The sequence below is a fragment of the Polaribacter sp. 11A2H genome (genome assembly GCF_011379025.1).
Lineage (GTDB): Bacteria > Bacteroidota > Bacteroidia > Flavobacteriales > Flavobacteriaceae > Polaribacter.
Window position 1 is genome coordinate 73,908 of the sequence record NZ_WTLD01000008.1, and the last position, 17,282, is coordinate 91,189.

At 30.8% G+C, this 17,282-nt stretch carries 15 protein-coding genes; 10 read left to right on the top strand and 5 right to left on the bottom strand.

The genetic code is table 11. From position 1 onward, the window contains the following. The coding region (locus tag GQS58_RS11545) for a PEP/pyruvate-binding domain-containing protein (RefSeq protein ID WP_317168376.1) at positions 1-1,657 on the bottom strand (1,657 nt) is incomplete at its 3' end. A gap of 134 nt (positions 1,658-1,791) precedes the next feature. On the opposite strand from GQS58_RS11545, the gene pheS reads away from it, so the two are divergent. The 8 genes from pheS to GQS58_RS11585 all read left to right on the top strand — a co-directional run bounded on the left by pheS (position 1,792) and on the right by GQS58_RS11585 (position 10,656). Beyond that, a complete protein-coding gene (gene pheS, locus GQS58_RS11550; RefSeq protein WP_166386013.1) occupies positions 1,792-2,811 on the top strand; it encodes a phenylalanine--tRNA ligase subunit alpha in 1,020 nt (339 codons plus the stop codon). Positions 2,812-2,897: 86 nt separating this feature from the next. Beyond that, positions 2,898-3,155, top strand: coding sequence for a hypothetical protein (locus GQS58_RS11555; RefSeq protein WP_166386015.1), 258 nt, complete (start codon positions 2,898-2,900; stop codon positions 3,153-3,155). Positions 3,156-3,405: 250 nt separating this feature from the next. Continuing rightward, complete coding sequence (locus GQS58_RS11560) at positions 3,406-3,909, top strand: GbsR/MarR family transcriptional regulator (protein ID WP_166386017.1); 504 nt, start codon at positions 3,406-3,408, stop codon at positions 3,907-3,909. A gap of 13 nt (positions 3,910-3,922) precedes the next feature. Then, complete coding sequence (locus tag GQS58_RS11565) at positions 3,923-5,056, top strand: efflux RND transporter periplasmic adaptor subunit (RefSeq protein ID WP_166386019.1); 1,134 nt, start codon at positions 3,923-3,925, stop codon at positions 5,054-5,056. Between the two features lie 22 nt (positions 5,057-5,078). After that, positions 5,079-8,225, top strand: a complete 3,147-nt coding sequence (locus tag GQS58_RS11570) for an efflux RND transporter permease subunit (RefSeq protein ID WP_166386021.1) — start codon at positions 5,079-5,081, stop codon at positions 8,223-8,225. Between the two features lies 1 nt (position 8,226). After that, positions 8,227-9,645, top strand: a complete 1,419-nt coding sequence (locus GQS58_RS11575; RefSeq protein ID WP_166386225.1) for an efflux transporter outer membrane subunit — start codon at positions 8,227-8,229, stop codon at positions 9,643-9,645. A 9-nt stretch (positions 9,646-9,654) separates the two neighbouring features. Further along, positions 9,655-10,251, top strand: a complete 597-nt coding sequence (locus tag GQS58_RS11580; protein WP_166386023.1) for a TetR/AcrR family transcriptional regulator — start codon at positions 9,655-9,657, stop codon at positions 10,249-10,251. A gap of 9 nt (positions 10,252-10,260) precedes the next feature. Continuing rightward, entirely contained in the window at positions 10,261-10,656 is a 396-nt protein-coding gene (locus GQS58_RS11585; RefSeq protein WP_166386025.1) for a hypothetical protein, read from the top strand. A 313-nt stretch (positions 10,657-10,969) separates the two neighbouring features. Here GQS58_RS11585 and GQS58_RS11590 read toward each other — a convergent pair whose 3' ends face one another. Together GQS58_RS11590 and GQS58_RS11595 are read right to left on the bottom strand one after the other, a co-directional pair. Continuing rightward, the gene (locus tag GQS58_RS11590) at positions 10,970-11,554 is read right to left on the bottom strand and encodes a cupin domain-containing protein (protein WP_166386027.1); all 585 of its coding nucleotides are present in this window, start codon (positions 11,552-11,554) and stop codon (positions 10,970-10,972) included. A gap of 505 nt (positions 11,555-12,059) precedes the next feature. Next, positions 12,060-13,535: a Na+/H+ antiporter NhaC family protein gene (locus GQS58_RS11595; RefSeq protein WP_166386029.1), complete on the bottom strand. Its 1,476-nt coding sequence runs from the start codon at positions 13,533-13,535 to the stop codon at positions 12,060-12,062. Positions 13,536-13,613: 78 nt separating this feature from the next. On the opposite strand from GQS58_RS11595, the gene GQS58_RS11600 reads away from it, so the two are divergent. Then, positions 13,614-14,156, top strand: a complete 543-nt coding sequence (locus GQS58_RS11600) for a pyridoxamine 5'-phosphate oxidase family protein (protein ID WP_166386031.1) — start codon at positions 13,614-13,616, stop codon at positions 14,154-14,156. Positions 14,157-14,190: 34 nt separating this feature from the next. Here GQS58_RS11600 and GQS58_RS11605 read toward each other — a convergent pair whose 3' ends face one another. Together GQS58_RS11605 and GQS58_RS11610 are read right to left on the bottom strand one after the other, a co-directional pair. Then, positions 14,191-14,781: a 2OG-Fe(II) oxygenase gene (locus GQS58_RS11605; RefSeq protein ID WP_166386033.1), complete on the bottom strand. Its 591-nt coding sequence runs from the start codon at positions 14,779-14,781 to the stop codon at positions 14,191-14,193. A gap of 46 nt (positions 14,782-14,827) precedes the next feature. Then, on the bottom strand, positions 14,828-15,262 hold the full coding sequence (locus GQS58_RS11610; RefSeq protein WP_166386035.1) for a TerB family tellurite resistance protein: 435 nt from the start codon (positions 15,260-15,262) through the stop codon (positions 14,828-14,830). A gap of 160 nt (positions 15,263-15,422) precedes the next feature. Between GQS58_RS11610 and GQS58_RS11615 the strand changes: the two genes are divergently transcribed. After that, positions 15,423-17,069 (top strand): glycerol-3-phosphate dehydrogenase/oxidase, encoded by a 1,647-nt coding sequence (locus GQS58_RS11615; RefSeq protein ID WP_166386038.1) that lies wholly within the window; start codon positions 15,423-15,425, stop codon positions 17,067-17,069. Positions 17,070-17,282: the final 213 nt, after the last annotated feature.

Consider the following 17,282-nt stretch of genomic DNA (forward strand, 5'->3'; position numbering starts at 1 on the left):
TCATGTAGGTTGCAAAAACACCTGCAAAAGGCTGATAATTTGAGTCTTCTAACATACTAGATGATCTTACTGCAATAGGACAAGTAGTGGTTTTTAAAAATGCTCTAATATCTTCTAAAGCCCATTCTGGTAAATCTTTAGAAATAAATTCGTTTAATATTTTATCATCATCTGTACATTTTGCTGCAAATTTTATTAGTTTATGGGTTTCTATAAACTGATCAAAAACTTCTGTACTTATTACAACAGTTCTTGGTATAGTAATACTTACGTTTTTATATTTGTTATATAAATTATTGCGTTTTAAAAAGGAATCTATAAAAGCTAAACCTCTTGCTTTACCTCCTAAAGCACCTTCACCAATTCGTGCATAACCAACAAACTCATCGTATTTATCTTTGTTAAACTTTACAATTACACCTCTAGATCTATAAACTAAATATGACTTAATAGAATTAAGTAAGAAATCTCTTATTTGACCATTGTTTTCAAATTCATCATATTCTATAACGCTCAATAAATCTGCTAAAGGAAACAGCGCTCTAGATTTTAACCATTTAGAAAACTCACTTCTTTTTGCGTGATACATCAAACAATCTTCAGTAACTTTCTTTATAGCTCTTTGAAATTCTCCTAAATCTTTAGCTGTTGCTAAAACTTTCATTTGAGTAGGATCCCAAAACTCGAAATCTCCAAAAGCAAAGTATTTTATAATGTAATTTTTAATATCAACTCCTAAAGTTTCTGAGTGTTTATATAAAAATTTACCTTTCAATTCTAACGTTCGCCTCTCATTATTTTCATTAGATGATTGCATTAAAAAAGGAAAATAACGTTTATATTTTCTTACATAATCTAATAATAAAAAACCTGCTTCTTTGTTTCTAACTCCGTCTTTAAAGTAATTCACATCAGATATTACACCTAGTAAATTTTCTTTGTACGTATCAAATAATTCAATACCTTCTTCAAAAGTAGTGGCTAATAAAATTTTTGGTCTCCCTCGCATTAACAGCATTTTTCTATGCTCGTTTAATCCTTCAGACATTAATCCTTGTGTTTGTTTAAGAATCACTTTATAGATAAGCGGAATATATCTAGAATAAAACTTCAGTGAATCTTCTACCAATAAAATGGCTTTAACACCAATCGTATTAATATCAACTTCAGCATTCATTCTATCTTCAGTTAATTTAATAATTGCCAAAAATATATCTGCATTACCATTCCAATGAAAAACAAAATCTATACTATCTGTATTTTCTTTTTGTAATTTACTTCTTAATTGAGAAGAATGATGACTTAAAGCTGCTATTGGAACATTTGGGTATGCTTCTTTAATTTTTTTTGAAGTTTCAAAAGCATTGTAATTACCAATATCTAACCAAGTAATAACAATGTCTATTTGGTGAGTCTCCATCATTTTAATTGCTCTCTTAGCAGAATTTGCATGAATAAAGTTTGGTGGATGCCTTAGGTTTAAAGAAGTGTATTCATTAAAAATTCGTTCTTCAATTCTACCATCTTCTTCAAGCATATAAAAATCGTAGTTAGAACAAACTATTAATACCTTATTAATTCTATTTTGCATTAATTTATCAAAAGTTACCTCCTTAAAAGCATACGTTTTTAAATTAGATAAGATATTTTCTTTCATTATTATACTGTTTTATATAACTTACAATATATTAATTTTCTAGTTTAGAACATTAATAATTTGTAAGTATTCAGCTCAAAATTAGATTCAACAAAAATAAAAATGTGTAAATTCGCCATCTAATTTAGTATGTAATGTTAGATAAAGTAAAAGAACTGATTGGTGATGTAAAATCATTTAATGCAAGCACAAAAGAAGAAGTTGAAACTTTTAGAATTAAATACCTAGGTAGCAAAGGCTTACTTAAGGATTTATTTGCTGAATTTAAAAATGTAGACGCAGAGTTGCGTAAAGATTTTGGACAAGCATTAAATAATTTAAAGAAATCTGCAGAAGGAAAAGTTGCCGAGTTAAGCGAGTCTTTAGACAGTACTACAAGTCATAAATCTTTTTATGGAGACTTATCTCGCCCATCAGAGCCTATTAACTTAGGTTCTCGTCATCCAATTTCATTGGTAAAAAACCAAATTATTGATGTTTTTAACAGAATTGGTTTTACGGTTTCAGAAGGTCCAGAGATAGAAGATGATTGGCATAACTTTACTGCCTTAAACTTGCCAGAATATCACCCGGCAAGAGACATGCAAGACACGTTTTTTATAGAACAAGATCCAGATATTTTATTACGTACACATACATCTTCTGTACAAGTACGATATATGGAAGAAAATAAACCACCGATAAGAACAATTTCTCCAGGTAGAGTTTTTAGAAATGAAGACATTTCTGCAAGAGCACATTGTATTTTTCATCAAGTAGAAGGTTTGTATATTGATACAGATGTTTCTTTTGCCGATTTAAAACAAACACTTTTATACTTTACTAAAGAGATGTTTGGTAAATCTAAAATACGTTTACGTCCTTCTTATTTTCCGTTTACAGAGCCAAGTGCAGAAGTAGATATTTATTGGGGATTAGAAACAGAAACAGATTATAAAATTACAAAAGGTACCGGTTGGTTAGAGATTATGGGATGCGGAATGGTAGACCCTAATGTATTAAAAAATGCAAATATAGATCCAACAAAATACTCTGGTTATGCTTTTGGAATGGGAATAGAACGTATTGCCATGTTGTTATACCAAATACCAGATATTAGAATGTTTTATGAAAACGATAAACGTTTCTTAGAACAATTTAAATCTGTTTTATAAAATTTCTAACCTTTTAAGTAAGGAAAGAGTTAAGATGTTTGTATAATAGGTATTGTAAATTTTAATAATAAAAAATAATTTATATAATGAAATACTTTTCACAATTTTGGGATGAAGAAAGAGATGATGAATATGCAGATTGGGGAACCTCAACTTGGTATTTTGAAACCAATGATGCAGACGAAGTTTTAAAACAAATTACTGTTTATAAAAACGAAAAAGTGACTAAATATAACGAAGATCATCTAGAAGATGAGTTTGGTGGTTTGTGTGAAGGAACTTTAACGATAGATGAATGTGACGGAGACGTTATCTCTAAAGAAGAGTTTTATAAACTTTGGTAATTCTATAGTTACAAAAGAAAAATTTTTAAAAAGCTTATTATCTAGACCTTTATCCGCTTTTAGCGGTTAATAAACACATTTTAGACTTACATATTACAAAACTTAAAGCCGATATTTCTATCGGCTTTTTTCTTGAACAAAAAAATAACTTCGATAAGTTCGGTTTGTTCCGAACTAAAAATATATATTTGCACCGAATTTTACTGTACATGGATAATTAATGTTCAAAAACAGTGTTAAAGCAAAGAAAATGAAAGAAAAAATTTGCAAAGTAAAAATGGGCTTGGTAGAAAAACTAGGTGTCCATTTAGAAGACAGAGAACATTTAGCACCTGTTGCTGCTCGTATTTTATCTTACATCATCTTAACAGGTAAAAAAGGAACCACTTTTGAAGACATGGTAACCATACTTTGTGCAAGCAAAAGTACCATTTCTACACACCTAAATCATTTACAAGACTTAAATAAGATTGTGTATTTCACCAAAACGGGTGATCGAAAAAAATATTTTATCATTAATAAAGGTATGGTACTCCAACATATAGATAGTATGATAGATAAGTGGGAAGAAGAACGTGAAATGCATTTAGAAATAAAAAATTATAAAGAAACCATTAACACCAAAAAAATTGAAAATAAAGAAGAAAAGTTCGATTTGACTTTTCATGATGACTATATAAAATTTATAGACGGAGCAACAACCTCTGTAAAAGAATTAAGATTAAAACTAGCCAATAATAAATTTGATATTTAAACCAAGATTAAAAATGAAACATTATAAATTATTACCATTACTATCACTAAGTGTATTTTTAGTAATTGCAAGTTGTACAAACAAAGAGCAACCAACAGCAGCTGTAGCACAAGGTCCTGCACCTTCTTTTCCTGTAGTTACCATGCAGCCTAAAACAGTTACAGGTTTTAAAGAATACCCAACAAGTTTAGAGGGAGTTGTAAACAGTGCTGTAAGAGCAAAAGTTTCTGGATACATACAAAAAGTAATGGTAGACGAAGGTCAGAAAGTACGTAAAGGGCAAGTATTATTTAGATTAGAAACACAGTCTTTAAGTCAAGATGCAGGTGCAGCAAAAGCACGTATTAATGTTGCACAAGTAGAAGTAAATAAATTAATACCGTTAGTAGAAAAAAACATTATTAGTTCGGTTCAATTAGAAACTGCAAAAGCAAATTTAGCACAAGCTAAAGCAAACTATAGTAGTGTTTCTGCAAGTATTGCTTACGGAACCATAAGAAGTCAAGTAGATGGTTATGTAGGTGCTATTAATTATAGAGAAGGTGCATTGGTAAGTCCTGCAGATCCAACTCCATTAACAACCGTTAGTGATATTAGTAAAGTATATGCTTTTTTTAGTTTAAACGAAAGTGAGTATTTAGACTTTTTACAAAATGCTGAAGGCAAAAACTTAGAAGAAAAATTAGCAAATTATGCTGCAATAAATCTAGTATTAGCAAACGGAAGCACGTATGCAGAAAAAGGTAAAATAGAAACAAGCACAGGACAAGTAAATAAAAGTACAGGTACTGTTAGTTTAAGAGCTGTTTTTAACAACCCAAACCAACTATTATCTAATGGAAATAGTGGTAAAATTCAAATTCCAACAATTTATGAAGATGCAATTGTTATTCCACAACAAGCAACTTATGAACAACAAGGAAATATTATGTTGTTTAAAGTAGCTGAAGGTAACACCGTAGAAACTTCTATTATTAAAGTGAAAGCAATAGTAGACAATTTATATGTTGTAGCATCTGGTGTAGATTTAAAAGATAAAATTGTAACAACTGGTGTTGGTAAATTAAGAAATGGTGCCGCTATTACACCACAAGAAATCTCTTTTGATGATGCAATTAAACCTATTGAAACTTTATTTAAAAACTAGCAAACCATAAACTTATTTAGTTATGTTAAAAACATTTATTGAAAGACCCGTTCTTTCAACCGTAATTTCTATTATCATTGTTTTGCTTGGAGTTATAAGTATTACAAGCTTACCTATAGAAGAGTACCCAGATATTGCTCCACCAACCATAAAGGTAATTGCCTCTTATGCCGGAGCCAACGCAGAAACTGTTTTAGAAAGTGTAATTGTACCTATTGAAGAACAAATTAATGGTGTAGAAGGTATGACGTACATTACTTCTACGGCATCTAATACAGGTACCGCAGAAATCACTGTTTATTTTAACCAAGAAATAGATGCAGATATTGCTGCAGTAAACGTTCAAAACCGTGTAGCTAGAGCAACGCCTTTATTACCTGCAGAGGTTGTACAAACAGGTGTAACCACGCAAAAGCAAGAAACAAGTGCATTAATGTTTATTTCTATGTATTCTGAAAGCGACAACTACGACGCTACTTTTATTCAGAATTATTTAAAGATAAATGTAATTCCTGCTATACAGCGTATTAGTGGTGTTGGAGATGTTAGTGTATTCTCTCAACAAGATTATGCTATGAGAATTTGGTTAAAGCCAGAAAAATTAGCAGCCTATAATTTAATCCCTTCGGATATAACAGCAGCTTTAAAAGAACAAAATTTAGAAGCAGCAGCTGGATCTTTGGGACAAAATAGTGGAGAATCATTTTCATACACATTAACCTATAGTGGTCGTTTTAAAGAAGAAAAACAATATGGAGATATTATTATAAAAGCATTAGGTAACGGACAATTTTTGCGTTTAAATGATGTTGCTAAAATAGAATTAGATGCGCAATCTTATGCATCTAATGCTATGAGTAAAGGACATCCTGCCGTTTTTATGGGTATTTTTCAAACTAAAGGATCTAATGCAAGAGAAATTATAGAAAACATTAAAGTAACTTTAGAAGCTGTTAAAAAAGACTTACCAGAAGGCTTAGATGTATTTGTTCCTTATGATACTAGTTTATTTTTAAACGCCTCTATAGAAAAAGTAATTCATACCTTATTAGAAGCCTTTTTATTGGTGTTCTTAGTGGTATTTATCTTCTTACAAGATTTTAGATCTACCTTAATTCCAGCAATAGCTGTACCCGTTTCTATTATTGGTACTTTCTTTTTCTTAAATGTTTTTGGGTATTCAATTAACTTATTAACGCTATTTGCATTAGTACTTGCTATTGGTATTGTGGTAGATGATGCCATTGTGGTTGTAGAAGCCGTACATGCCAAGTTAGATGAAGGAGAAAAGAGTGCTAAAAAAGCAACCTTAATTGCCATGAACGAAATTTCTGGAGCTATTATATCTATTACTTTGGTAATGGCAGCTGTATTTATTCCGGTAACTTTTATCTCTGGTCCAACAGGAGTTTTTTATGAGCAATTTGGAGTTACCTTAATTATTGCAATCCTTATTTCTGCAGTAAACGCCTTAACTTTAAGTCCGGCATTATGTGCTTTATTATTAAAACCACATAAAGAAGATAAAGAATTAAAAGGTAAAAGCCCTTTAAAACGTTTTTACACACTGTTTAATCGTGGTTTTAACGCTACTGTAGAAAGATATGGAAAATCGTTACATTTCTTATACAAAAGAAAATGGATATCTGGTTTATTATTAGTGTTAGCTATTGTAGGTATTTTTTGGGCATCAGAACAAACACCAACAGGTTTTGTACCTAATGAAGATAGAGGAATTATTTTTGCAAATATAGAGTTACCAGCAGGTTCTTCTTTAGATAGAACAAATGCAGTTTCTAAAGATTTGTACAATAAAATAAATGGTATTGAAGGTATTGTTGCCGTCAACTTTATTAAAGGTAGAAGTTTAATTAGTGGAGCGGGTAGTAATTACGGATTTGGTATTATAAAATTAGCAGATTGGGGTGATCGTGAAGATCCATCTACTTCTGTACAAGCAATTACAGGTAAATTATTTGGAGTTGTAGCAGGAATACCAGAAGCAAATATAATTTTCTTCTCGCCACCAAGTATTCGTGGTTTTGGTAACTCTGCCGGTTTTGAAGTAAATTTACTAGATAAATTTGGAGGAGAATTTAAAGACTTAGACAAAGCAAATAAAGAATTTGCAATGGCTTTAATGAAACACCCAGAAGTAAAATATGCGCAATCTTCTTTTAACACTAGTTATCCACAATATGAAATGGATATTAATGTACCATTAGCAAAAGAAAAAGGAGTGCCTATTAATAGTATTTTCTCTACATTACAAGGTTATATTGGTGGAGTTTATGCATCCGATTTTTCTAAATTCGGAAAACAATTTAGAGTGTATATTCAAGCATTACCAGATGATAGAGCAACGGTAGATGATTTAAATAGCATGTATGTAAGAACAAATTCTGGTGAAATGACACCAATTACACAATTTGTAAAACTAGAACGTGTATATGGGCCACAATCGGTAACGCGTTTCAATTTATTTAATTCTACCACCATAACAGGTGCTACAAACGAAGGTTTTAGTACTGGAGATGCTATTAGAGTTATAGAAGAAGAAGTTGCAAAATTACCAAGTAACTATACTATTGCCTATTCTGGTTTAACAAGAGAAGAAGTAAGTGCGGGTAACCAAACTATATTTATTTTTGCTTTAAGTATTCTTTTTGTATACTTCTTATTAAGTGCACAATACGAAAGTTATTTATTACCATTTGCAGTAGTATTATCACTTCCTTTTGGTGTATTTGGAGCCTATATAAGTACCTATTTTTTCGGATTAGAAAACAATATTTATTTCCAAATTGCTTTAATCATGTTAATTGGTCTGCTCGCCAAGAACGCCATTTTAATTGTGGAGTTTGCGCTACAAAGACGAAAAAATGGAGAAAGTATTTCTGATGCAGCTATACATGGAGCAAAATCTCGTTTACGTCCTATTTTAATGACCTCATTTGCCTTTATACTTGGTTTAATGCCATTAGTATTAGCAAAAGGAGTTGGATCTGAAGGAAACAACTCTATTGGTACAGGTGCCGTTGGAGGAATGTTGATAGGAACGATATTAGGAGTCTTTGTTATTCCAATACTATTTATATTATTTCAATGGTTACAAGAAAAAGTTTCTAGTAAACCAGCAGTTATTTCTGAACAAAATGAAGAAGCATAAGATGATATCAATTATAAAAAATAAAAACCTTCAAAAAGGAGTCGTTGTAGCTGTAATGGCTTTTACGTTACAAAGTTGTTTTGTTGCTAAAGAGTACACAAGACCTACAGTAGAAGAAACAGAAAACTTGTACAGAACAGATAATTTGCCATCAGATAGTATATCTATGGCAGATGTATCTTGGAAAACGTTGTTTACCGATACTTATTTACAGCAATATATAGAAGAAGGATTGCAAAACAATATGGACATTCGAATTGCAATTCAACAAATAGTTGCAGCCGAGGCATATGTTAAACAAGGTAAAGCAGGTTATTTACCTACTTTAAGTGTTGGTACAAATCTTACACATCAAGAATTGTCTAAAAACACACAATTTGGGTCGTTTTTAACAAACACTTCTACGGATCAATGGGATATTACTGCAAACCTTTCTTGGGAAGCTGATATTTGGGGAAAAATACGTAGCAATAAACGTGCAACACAAGCTGCTTTTTTACAAAGTGTTGCCGGTCATCAAGCTGTAAAAACTCAATTAATTTCTAGCATTGCTGCTACTTATTATAATATTTTAGCTCTAGATGCACAATTAGAAGTTACCAAAACATCTATTAAAACAAGAGAAAAAGGGGTAGAAACTATTAAAGCTTTAAAAGAGGCAGGTTTAACAAACCAGATTGCAGTAGATCAAAATATTGCACAATACAACAATGCCAAAGCATTAGAAGTAGATTTAGAAGTGGCATTATTTAGAGCAGAAAATACATTAAGTATTTTATTAGGTAAAACTCCGCAAGAAGTTAAAAGAAGTAGTTTAGAGAATCAAACTATAAATGCTGATATGAAAATAGGTGTTGCATCGCAATTATTAAGCAATAGACCAGATGTTATGGCTGCAGAATATGGTTTAATTAGTGCTTTCGAATTAACAAATGTTGCTAGAAGTAGCTTATACCCATCATTTAGATTAACAGCTGCTGGTGGATTGCAAAGTTTAGAATTTGATAAATTATTTAATGCAAACTCAATATTCGCTAACATTGTTGGTGGTTTAACACAACCTCTTTTTAATCAGCGAAAGCTAAAAACACAAAAAGAAGTTGCTATTGCACAACAAGAACAAGCGCTTTTAAGGTTTAAAAAGACCTTATTAGTTGCCGGGAACGAAGTTTCTAATGCATTGTATTCTTTTAATTCTGAAAACAAAAAGTACGAATTCTTAAAGAATGAAGTAGAAGCTTTACGTAAAGCAGAAACAAATTCTGAAGAATTATTAAAGAATGGTTATGCAACTTATTTAGACTTATTAACAGCAAGACAAAGTGCATTAAGCTCAGAAATTAAAGTAATTGGTAGTAGATTACAACAATTACAATCTGTTGTTAACTTATACGAAGCTTTGGGTGGAGGTTTAAAATAATAACTTAAAATGGTTAGTAAACAAGAACTTATAGAATGTTCTATTACAAACTTTATCAAGTTTGGAAGCAAGCGTTTTTCTATGAACGAGCTCGCTTCTGAACTTGGTATTTCTAAAAAAACCATTTACAAACACTTTAAAACTAAAGACGAACTCATTTCTAAAGGGGTTCGTCTTATTATTGAAAAACACCTACATGAAGTAGATAAAATTCTGAAAACCACAAAAGATCCTATTGAAAAAATAATCTTAATTCAGAAAAATAGTTTTCAATATTTAAACTACGTTCAACCTGCTTTTTTATACGGAATTAAAAAATATCATCACAATGCAGATGCCGCTTTTATAGAATTTAAAGATAATTTTATAAAAAGCAACTTAAAACCTTTGCTAGAAGAGGCTATAGAAAAAGAGTATATTTGCAAAAAATTAAACATCAATTTGTTTTGCGATTTGTATTTTACAAAACTAACTCACTTAGTTTTTGAGCCCATAAATCTTTTTGATAAATACGGTGTTGATACTGTTTTTGAACACCTTATAATCAATAATTTAAAAGGGGTAATTACATCAAACTACAAAGACATAAACAAATTATTTTCTTGATTATTCTCTATGAAAAAAGACATACATATACCAGAAGTTACAGATGTAGAAATGGCCATCGTTTATGAATTTAACGATATTTATAACACCAACGATTGGAATGTTTACATTATCAATAATAAAAATGTAGATTTAGAAATGATGGTGGTTGTTACGCAAGGTTTTTCTGAAACTAAAATAACCTCTTTATTTCGTAAAAAATTAGACAAACTTCCAGCAAATTCTTTTGCTAAGATTGAGTTTATTCAACCAGAGTTATTCAAATTAAACAACCGTTTTCAGGTTACTTTTTTTGAAGGAAACACTTTATACGAAAAAACGTTTATCTTTAAAGAAAACACTATTAAAGAAGGTGCTTTACGTATGATTGATGAAATTAAAAAGCGTGGTATTTTAGCTGAATAAAAAAATATTTAATATATAGTTTATCAACCTCTTTAAGTTTTAAAACTTAAAGAGGTTTTTTATTTTAATGCAGGATTCAAAAAGCTCCAAAATTGTCACTTCTACGTTAGGAGAAGTCGCATTACAGTGATAATACCAAATAAACATTAAAATGACCGATTAAATTCATTTGGTATAACACAAAAATGAAAAAGCCTTATGTGATTTCTCCTAAAAAGTCTAAATGACAAACTGGTTATGAGATTTCTCAATTGCTATTAATAGAATTGTATAATATAAAACCTTAATTATAATTAACTTTTAACTCTTTGCTTTAAACCCAAATATTGAGTAATCCACCAAGTTTACCCAAAAGCGGATCTTCATTAGGTATTGGAAGTGACAATATATTATTATCTGCAGCTGGTCGCTCTCCTTTAGAGCCTCTCATTAAATCCCAGTCACGACCATCAGGGTATGCACCTACTACACCAAGATTTGAACTTTCAATTTTTTTGTGACCAACACCAGCAGGTATAATAATTACATCTCCTTTGGTAACTTTAACTTTTTCTCCTTGTTCTCCACCTAAATGAATGATCGCTTCACCAGAATATATTCCTAAAACTTCATGTGAGGTACTATGGTAGTGGTGAAAAGAATAGATACCGTTTGTCCAAGAATTTGTCCAGTTATTAGATTCAAAAGTTTTTATAAACCATTTACTAGGGTTCCTTTCGTTTTTTGGTAAAGCATCTTTAATAAGTAGTAATGGTAATTTATTATTAGGTATTACTCCATCATCTTTAAAATAAAACTTCTCATACTGGTTTTCATTATCATTATTGGCAAATAATTTTGAAACAGGAAATATCAATGGAGTTAACCCTAATAAGTGTATAAATTTTTTTCTATTCATAATTGTCGAGTTTCAGAACGTTATTAATTTAGATTGATTAAATAATATTGTAAATTTATATTTTTTTGATTAAAAATAGTTAGTGTTATTTTAAAAATTTATGGTTTAAATGATGCTTTTTTCAACCTTTAGTTCTTTTCTAATACAATTATGTTTTCTATAAAGGTTCGCCAAAAAACAGAATAAACTCCAAAATTGTCACTTCGATGTTAAGAGAAATCTCATAACAGTGGTCCTAAAAATTAACAAACATTATGTGATTTCTCCCAAAAGGTCGAAACGACAAATTGAATGTGAGGTTTCTCAATCGCTTAAAAAAAACTTATTTAGAAATGACAGACTAAACGAAATTGCAACTTGTTTATAAATATGCCCGCGTTAGCGATTGCAACGGCATCCTTTTTGTTTTTTACAAAAAGATATAGTGGAAAGCGCGACCCTTGTGGTAACGCCCAAATTGTTATAACAAACAGATTACTTCATTCGTTACTCATTCTTAATAATATTACCCAAAAAACCCGATAATTAAATACATAATTACTGTAATTGCACCACCAACCAAGGCGTACGGTAATTGTGTTTTTACATGGTCTATATGGTCACTTGCGGATGCCATGGAAGAAATAATAGAAGTATCGGAAATTGGAGAACAATGGTCTCCAAAAATTCCGCCACCTAAAGTTGCGGCAACTACAATAGTTACATCTGCTCCATGAATATTTGCCATAGGTATTGAAATTGCCAACATTATGGCAAACGTTCCCCAAGAGGTTCCGGTAGAAAAAGCGATAAAAGAACTGATTATAAAAACTACTGCTGGCAACAATTCTGGCGACAACCATTCTTTGGTAACATTGGCAACATAAATTCCGGTTTCTAATTCTTTACAAGCGTCTCCAATAGCAAATGCTAGCAACATTAACAAGGCTAATGGCATAAGTTCACTAATTCCTTTTAATGTTAAATTAACGGCTTCTTTTGGCTTCATAATTCCTTGTATAAAATACATTGCCATGGCAACCAATAATGCCGTAATTACAGCATATAACACAGAGGAAGATCCAGAACCTTTACCAATTGCTTCTGAGACATGATTAAAAAATGAGGTAGATTTTTCTACGGCACTCCAACCTGTATAAATTAAGTTTATGGGCATCATACAAACCATTACCAAAAGCGGTACAATCATATTATAGGCTTTTGCTTGAATGCCTTCTTTTGGGGGAAATGACGTAATTTCATCTGAAACCATTGGTTTAGAACCTTTGTCCATTAATTCGCCTGTTTCTTTGGTTCTCTTTTCGGCTTTTTTCATTGGTCCAAAATCTTTCTTTGTAAGGATAACAATAAACACAATTGCGATGGCTAATAAAGGGTAGAAATTATATTTTATAGATGCCATCATCATAGGAAAAGGTTTGTCTATTCCTTGTGTTAATAAAAGTCCCATTATAAAGGCTCCCCAAGCATTAAAGGGAATTAATATGGATGATGGCGCAGAACTAGAATCTGCTATATAGGCTAGTTTTTCTCTAGGAATGCCTAATTTATCGAAAATTGGTCTGTATAAAGTACCTACTGTTAGTGAGCTAATACTAGTTTCTACAAATAAAAGTAAACCGGTAAAAGTTGCCAAAACCTGAACCACTACTCTACTGTAACCCGATTTTTTGTCTTCTAATTTTACTAACTTTCTGTTGATAATATTGATAAAACCTTCTACTCCTCTAGAATATTGAATAAAAATTAACAACGCACCCACCAACGCACTAAACATTATGGTTCTTGTATTTCCTTTAGATTGAAAAACGTTTACCATTCCTTCTATCATTGCTAAAGTTCCCGCAAGCGGATTAAAGCCTTCTATTATCAACCAAGAAAACCAAATACCAAATAACAAAGCAATGTATACTTGTTTGGTTTTTAAGGCTAAAATGATGGCAACAATTGGTGGTATTACTGAAAGAAATCCATATTCCATAAAAAAAGTATTTTTTTGCCTAAAATAAACAATTAAAACGATAATTTGTAAATTAGCAACCTTATAACCATTTACAGCATGTCTAAATTTTACACCAAAATTACCTCAAGACTTCAAAAATTTATTGAAGCTCAGAAAATCTTTTTTGTGGCTACTGCTCCAAATTCTGGACGTATAAATTTATCTCCTAAAGGAATGGATTCTTTTAGAGTGATGAATGAAAACCGAGTTTTATGGTTAAACGTTACCGGAAGCGGAAACGAAACTGCGGCACATTTGTTAGAAAATGATAGAATTACCATTATGTTTTGTGCTTTTGATGGTGCACCAAACATTCTTAGGTTATATGGTAAAGGAAAAGAAATTAAAGAGGGAGATGCTTCTTGGAATGCTTTAATTACACTGTTTCCAGAAACTCCAGGAACGCGTCAGATATTTGATATTACTATAGAATCTGCACAAACTTCTTGCGGAATGTCAATTCCTTTTTTCGAGTTTAAAAGCGAGAGAAATGAGTTAAATGATTGGGCCGCAGAACAAGGAAAAGAAGGTATTACACAATACTGGAAAGATAAAAACCAAACCAGTATTGATGGTTTACCTACCCAAATATTAGAATAATGTTTTGGGTAACTTATAAAAAAGAAAAATATAATTACCCTAATAACGGGCCTAAACTTGTTGGTTGGTAAAGCAACCAACCCGTTAAACTATACCTGTCTTTAAAAGATTTTAAAACAGCATGTGGTACTTTATCACTTTTAAATAAAACACATCTTTTTGCAATAGGTGCTACTAATTGTAATTTTTTATTTTTATCTAAAATTTCTAATTGTCCACCATTTTCTGTTTCCCAATTATCATTAAGGTAAATAATCATAGAAATCATTCTATTATTTCTACCTTCAAATTGATCTAAATGTCTTTTATAATAACCTCCAGAAGGATAATGAGCTAAATGAAATTCTTGGCCAGATAAACTTAGATAACAATACCTATTTAAGATGCTTTTAGTTTCTTCTAATAAATTCCAAAAACCACTAAGAACCGTATCTCTGTCTTTATTTAACCAATAGGTTTTATCACCACGAATGGTTTTTTTTATTGTGTGTTGGTTAAGAGAACCAATACCTGCTTTATCAAAAACATCTATTTTTTTAAAAAGGAAGTTTTTAATTTCTTTATAAAGGTTGTTGTCTATAAAATCATCAATAATTACATAATCTTGCTCTGCAAGATCGTCCATCCAGGACAACCACAGCTCTAGGTTGTGAATTGTTTGCAATTAAAAATTAATCCTTGTTCACTAATTTTATTGCCTTAGTAAAATCTTCTAAATCATTGTTATTTAGCACTAAATGAATTGCTTCATCGCATACTTTTTCTACATTATCATGTGAAAAATGTAAGCGAATTGCTATTTTTCTCATCAATTGAACTTCAACTAATTTTGCTTCTCCGTCTACCAAAATCATTTTAGCCAAACGATATAAACGTTCTATTCTATCCTCATAACCAACTGGTGCATTTGTTGGGTACTTTTCTGGGTTTGTTAAAATAAGAATAGATTCTTCTAAAGTTATATTTAAGTTTTTTCCTGCTCTAATTAATAGTTCTTTTTCACCTTCCGAAATATCTCCATCTGCTTTTGCAATTTTTACAATATTTGCAAAATGTCCTATTTCTTGTTTATGTTTTCCTGTTGTATATAAATCTGATATTGCCATTTTATTTATTTTTGATAAAAATAGTGAAAATGGTCTAAAAAAAAAGTTAAAAAGACGTTTCCTAAAATATTACTAAAAAGACAAATTGAATGTTTTGCTTTTTGTATTTTGCTAAAGATAACATTCAAATAAATATTCGTTTATAAATTCAACTTAAAATATGAGTCACTTTTCTTATTTCAATAGAGAAAATATTGCCAAAGAATTACAATCAACAGAATTTGATTTATTAATAATTGGTGGAGGAATTACAGGCGCAGGTATTGCTCTAGACGCAGCTTCTAGAGGAATGAAGGTTGCTTTGATAGAAAAGAACGACTTTGCTTCTGGTACGTCTAGTAAATCTACAAAACTAATTCATGGTGGTTTACGGTATTTAAAACAATTCGATTTTTGGTTGGTAAAAGAAGTAGGTACAGAACGTGCAATTGTACATGATTTAGCTCCGCATTTAGTAGTGCCAGAAAAAATGATTTTACCTTTAATAGAAGAAGGAACGTATGGTTCTTGGCTAACATCCATCGGACTAAAAGTATACGATATTTTAGCTTCTGTAGAAGGAGAAGACAAACGAAAAATGTTAGACAAAGCCGAAGCTTTAGAAAAAGAACCTTTGTTACCAAAAGACATTTTAAATGGTGCTGGGTATTATGCAGAATATAGAACAGATGACGCTCGTTTAACTATTGAAGTTTTAAAAACGGCTTTAAATTACGATGCAAAAATTATAAACTACACTGCTGCTAAAGCCTTTATTTATGAAGATAATAGGGTTGTTGGCGCAAAAGTAATAGATACTTTTTCTGATGAAGAATATGAAATTAAAGCTAAATATGTAGTAAATGCTTGCGGACCTTGGGTAGATGAATTAAGGCAAATTAATCACTCTAAAATAGGTAAAAGATTACACCTTACAAAAGGAGTTCATTTAGTAGTTGCTCATGAAAAATTACCTGTAAAACAATCTGTTTACTTTGATGTACCAGACGGACGTATGATGTTTGCTATTCCGCGTGGAAAAGTTACCTATTTTGGTACTACAGATACCAATTATCAACTAGATAAAAATAATGTAGAAACCAATTTGGTAGATGCTACGTATCTTATTTCTGCGGTGAATAATATGTTTCCAAATATACAACTTACGTTGGATGACATTCAATCTTCTTGGGCAGGTTTGCGACCTTTAATTCATGAAGAAGGAAAGTCTTCTTCTGAGTTATCTAGAAAAGATGAAATTTTTGTTTCTGATACAGAATTGATTTCTATTGCTGGTGGTAAATTAACCGGTTATAGAAAAATGGCAGAACGAATTGTAGATTTAGTTGCCAAGAAATATGAACGCAGATTCGATACAAAATTTGAAGAAATAAAAACAAAGGAAATAGCACTTTCTGGCGGTACTTTTGAGAACTATCATGAAGTATTAATTTATACAGATGCTATTCAGAATAGAATTGCAGAAGTAGACTTCGATAGAAAAGATGCAGAATATTTAGTACATAATTACGGAAAACAAACAGATATTATTTTGCAAAAATTTGATGATTTAATGCATGATAATATGCAAGAAAAAATGATCATTGCAGAAGTTTGGTTTACCATAAACTATGAAATGACTTGCACGCCTACCGACTTTTTTATGCGAAGAACCGGACGTTTATTTTTTGACACACACAGCGTGTTTCTGTATAAAGAATATGTTTTAGACTTATTTAAAACTCATTTTTCTTGGGATGAAAAAACAACGGAAAAACATCAACTAGAATTAGAAGAAAAAATACTATTGGCTACTACTTTTAATTAAAATCTCGTTGTAAAACACAAATATAAAACCTCACAGATTGTAAAAATCTGTGAGGTTTTATATTAAAGCTACCTTTTAAATACACTTATTAATATTCAAACTACTGAAAATCAAGTTAATTAAAATATAGTACTTTTAAAAAATTGAGATTAATACTCGTTATCAATAAAAAAAAATATTATATTTGAGTATGTCATTGTTAATTTTAATGCT